This window comes from Bradyrhizobium sp. (genome assembly GCF_019242285.1).
Lineage (GTDB): Bacteria > Pseudomonadota > Alphaproteobacteria > Rhizobiales > Xanthobacteraceae > Bradyrhizobium.
Genome location: NZ_JAFAVV010000197.1, coordinates 1 through 3,694, shown reverse-complemented (window position 1 = coordinate 3,694; position 3,694 = coordinate 1). Strand labels below are relative to the sequence as shown.

General features: G+C 65.9%; 4 protein-coding genes and 1 pseudogene. 2 read left to right on the top strand and 3 right to left on the bottom strand.

Annotated features, from left to right (window positions below; translation table 11 throughout):
* Nucleotides 1-267: 267 nt before the first annotated feature.
* Together JOY90_RS07475 and JOY90_RS07470 are read left to right on the top strand one after the other, a co-directional pair.
* Nucleotides 268-1,230, top strand: coding sequence for an alpha/beta hydrolase (locus JOY90_RS07475; protein ID WP_291690507.1), 963 nt, complete (start codon nt 268-270; stop codon nt 1,228-1,230).
* Nucleotides 1,231-1,334: 104 nt separating this feature from the next.
* Nucleotides 1,335-1,580, top strand: a complete 246-nt coding sequence (locus JOY90_RS07470) for a hypothetical protein (protein ID WP_291690506.1) — start codon at nt 1,335-1,337, stop codon at nt 1,578-1,580.
* 56 nt (nt 1,581-1,636) lie between these two features.
* Here JOY90_RS07470 and JOY90_RS07465 read toward each other — a convergent pair whose 3' ends face one another.
* The 3 genes and pseudogenes from JOY90_RS07465 to JOY90_RS07455 all read right to left on the bottom strand — a co-directional run.
* Nucleotides 1,637-2,452: an aspartate dehydrogenase gene (locus JOY90_RS07465; RefSeq protein ID WP_291690505.1), complete on the bottom strand. Its 816-nt coding sequence runs from the start codon at nt 2,450-2,452 to the stop codon at nt 1,637-1,639.
* Nucleotides 2,453-2,454: 2 nt separating this feature from the next.
* Nucleotides 2,455-3,330, bottom strand: coding sequence for an MBL fold metallo-hydrolase (locus JOY90_RS07460; RefSeq protein ID WP_291690504.1), 876 nt, complete (start codon nt 3,328-3,330; stop codon nt 2,455-2,457).
* A gap of 68 nt (nt 3,331-3,398) precedes the next feature.
* Nucleotides 3,399-3,694, bottom strand: a pseudogene (locus JOY90_RS07455) (ATP-binding cassette domain-containing protein); the annotation flags it as partial.

Below are 3,694 nucleotides of genomic sequence, written 5' to 3'. Positions count from 1 at the left end.
CACCCAGGAGGTCAGCACCAACATCTCGGGCGTGCAGCGGGCCGCCGACGATACGGGCTCGGCCGCCGGCCGCGTGCTCGGCGCGGCGCAGCAATTGTCGTCGCAATCGCGCGATCTCGCCGGCGAGGTGAACAAGTTCCTCTCCGAGGTTCGTGCCGCATAAGGGGAACCGGTTCGTCGCATGGAATGAATTTGCGAGCGCTGATCGCATTGCCCGGGCGAGCCGCGAACTCTATCGTGGCGCGGCAACGCCCAGAAAGTCCCATCATGCCCGCCCCGCTCGATCCCGTGATCGCCCAGATCATTCCGCTGCTGCCGCTGCGCGATCCCGCGACCATGACGCCGCAGAGCGCCCGCGAGGCGTTGCGGGCGCTGGCCGCCTCGCGCGCCGCCGTGCCGCCGCCGGCGGTGGCGAGCGTTGCGGACATCCAGGTGAAGGGCGCGGCCGGCCCGCTTGCGGCGAGGGTCTACCGGCCAGACAGCGGCCGATCGCCGACGGTGGTGTTCTTCCATGGCGGCGGCTGGGTTGCCGGCGATCTCGAAACCCATGACCGCCAGGCCCGCTGGCTCGTGATCGAAACCGGCGCGGTGGTGGTTTCGGTCGACTATCGTCGTCCGCCCGAGATCCGCTTCCCCGGCGCATTCGAGGATGCGTTTGCCGCGGTGCAAGACGTCGCCGGCCGGATCGACGCGTTCGGCGGTGATGCCAGCCGCCTGGGCGTGGCCGGCGACAGTGCCGGCGGGAATCTTGCGGCCGTCGCCGCGATCGCCTGCCGCGATGCCGGTACCAGGCTTGCCGCCCAGCTCCTGGTCTACCCCGTGACCGACGCGCTCGGCAATTTCGCGGATGCGAAAGAGAACGCGCGCTTTCCCTCACGTGCGGAGAATGCGGAGGGCTATTTCCTGTCGCGGGCGGTGATGGAATGGTTCTGCGGCCATTATCTCGCCGACGGAAGCCAGGGTAGCGACTGGCGGGTCTCGCCATTGCGCGCGAAAGACCATGCCGGACTGGCGCCGGCGATCGTCTGCACCGCCTGGTTCGATCCGCTACGCGACGAAGGCTCGGCCTATGCTGCGGCGCTGGAGACCGCCGACGTGCCGGTGAGACACCATCCCGGCGAGGGCCTGATCCATGGCTATTTCGGTCTCGGCGAAGCTTCCGCGGCTGCGAAAGCCGAAGCGCAACGGGCCCGTGCGGATTTCAAGCTGCTGCTCGAACGCGGCGCATGAGCCGCCAAGCAAACGGTATTTGGCAAAGAAACCGAAGTACAAGCTTGATCTCGCCAAGATTCCAAGGTCCAGTGCGCCACTTTGAATTAAAGGGGAGACACCTCATGAAGCGCATATTCCTGGCCGCCATCGTTGCCACCTTCGCCGCCGGCTCGGCGTTCGCCCAGGATTCCTGTGAAAGCAAGGCGATGGGTAAGGACGGCAAGCCGTTGGCGGGAGCCGCCAAGACCTCGTACATGAAGAAGTGCATGCACGACTCCTGCGAAACCAAGGCGGTCGGCGCCGACGGCAAGAAGCTCGCCGGCGCGGCCAAGACGAGCTTCATGAAGAAGTGCGAGGCCGGCGGCTAAGCCGCTCGCCTCGTCAATCTTCGACGAGAAAAGGCGGCCGCAGGCCGCCTTTTGCTTCAGGTGCCGATGCAAAGCGGCGCATGGAGCTTGCGAAGACAGGCAATCACCGAGAGCGCGGTGATCCGTCCGGTCCGGGGATTTTCCGATGGGATGTTCTCGATCAGCATCGAGAACCGCGCGGAATCCGAATCCACCTCGATGCGATGCGTGTTGCGCGTCACCGTCGGGTCCGCCCAGATTTCGACCATGGTACGGTCGGGACCGATGCCGGCCAAGGACAACGCCACCGCAACGTTGAGGTTGGCGGGAAAGCCCCTGGCGGCTTCCCTCGCCGTGCCTTCGAAGATCCTCAGCGGCGCAGCGATCCCGTCGATCGCGATGCCCTGCTGGACGAGATAAGGCGCGCCCACGAGCCCCTGCACCGGCTTGCGCGTGATCATCCGGACCGAATGGATCGTCCCCACCGCGGCCGCAGCCATTGCGTCGAGCCCGATCAGAGCGCCGGTCGGCACCACGATCCGGCCGCCCTCGTCGCGCGCCAGCGCAACCAGGTCCTCGTTCTCCAGGAGCGCCCCGACGCTGAGCACGATCGCGGTCTTACCGCGCGACACCACGGGCGCCACGATCGAGCGGAGCAGCCGGCTCGGCGCGCACTCGACGACGATGTCGGCGGCCTCGGCCAGGGCCTCGATCGGCAGGGCCGCGGGCCGCGTCCCGAATTGGTCCAGCCAGCGCCGGTGCTTGTCGATCGTCTGTGCCGACACGGCCGCCAGCGTCAGCCCGTCGATGCCGCCATCGAGGGCTTGCGCGACGCTCTTGCCGATCGCGCCGAGGCCCGCAATCGCAACGCGCGAAGGAGTTGTCGTGCTCACGGCTACTCCCGCTTGAAGCGGTAGTCGAACCCGTTGCCGTCCGACTTCACGAGGCCGACGGTCGGATTCGGGAAATGAATCGGCAGGATCAGCGTGTCGGTGTCGGCGACGGAAGCAAAAAACTTCCGCCGCGACACCACCGACTGCTTCATGTCCCAGTCGGGCCTCGCAGACCAGTCGGGCTCGCGGACCTGGATCTGATGATGCATGAGATCGCCAGCCACCACCGCGCGCTGGCCCTTCGAGAAGATGTTGACGCAGCAATGGCAGGGCGAATGGCCCGGCGTCGGCGTCAGCGTGACGGTGTCGTCGAGCGCATAGTCGTCATCGACCAGCAGCGCCTGCCCGGCCTCGACGATCGGCAGGCAATTGTCGCGGAACACGGTGCCGGGCGGATTGTTGCCCTTCCTGTTCTCCTCCTCCCAGACCGCATATTCGCGCTTGTGGAAAACGTATTTCGCGTTCGGGAAGGTCGGCACCCAGCGCCCGTCGCGCAGGGTCGTGTTCCAGCCGCAATGGTCGATGTGCAGGTGGGTGCAGAACACGTAGTCGATCTTGTCGAAGGAGACGCCGAGCGCGAACAACTCGTTGCGCCAGCGCTCCTTGCCGGGGAAATCGAACGGCGGCGGGTGCCCCTTGTTCTCGCCGGTGCAGGTATCGACCAGGATGGTGTAGCGCGGCGTGCGCACCACGAAGGTCTGATAGGTGATGACCATGAGGCCGAGCGCGCTGTCGAACACCTCGGGCTCCATGGTCCGCAGATGATGCTTGAACACCGCCTCGTCATAGGCCGGAAAGAAATCTTGCGGCCGGCGCCACGGCCCCTCCCGCTCGATCACCGCATCGATCGTGATGTCGCCGACCCGAAGTTGCTTCATCGTTTCCTCCCGCTTGACTCGAGGAACGTAGCGGGAGGCGGATGGGCGTCAAGCCGGCAAGTTGCAGCTCAGCTCCGCAAACCCGGCGCCTCGTGCCCGGTACGCGCGACATATTCGCTGTAACCGCCGCCGTAGCTGTGGACGCCTTCGGGTGTCAGCTCCAGCACGCGGTTGGAGAGCGCAGCCAGGAAATGCCGGTCATGCGACACGAACAGCATGGTGCCCTCGAACTCGGCCAGTGCTGCGATCAGCATTTCCTTGGTAGCGAGATCGAGATGGTTGGTCGGCTCGTCGAGCACGAGGAAATTCGGCGGGTCGAACAGCATTTTTGCCATCACGAGACGCGCCTTCTCGCCGCCCGACA

Bases quoted from the DNA above. Each gene is read 5' to 3' on its own strand.
- JOY90_RS07475 (WP_291690507.1), top strand. From the start codon at position 268: ATGCCCGCCCCGCTCGATCCCGTGATCGCCCAGATCATTCCGCTGCTG.
- JOY90_RS07470 (WP_291690506.1), top strand. From the start codon at position 1,335: ATGAAGCGCATATTCCTGGCCGCCATCGTTGCCACCTTCGCCGCCGGC.
- JOY90_RS07460 (WP_291690504.1), bottom strand. From the start codon at position 3,330: ATGAAGCAACTTCGGGTCGGCGACATCACGATCGATGCGGTGATCGAG.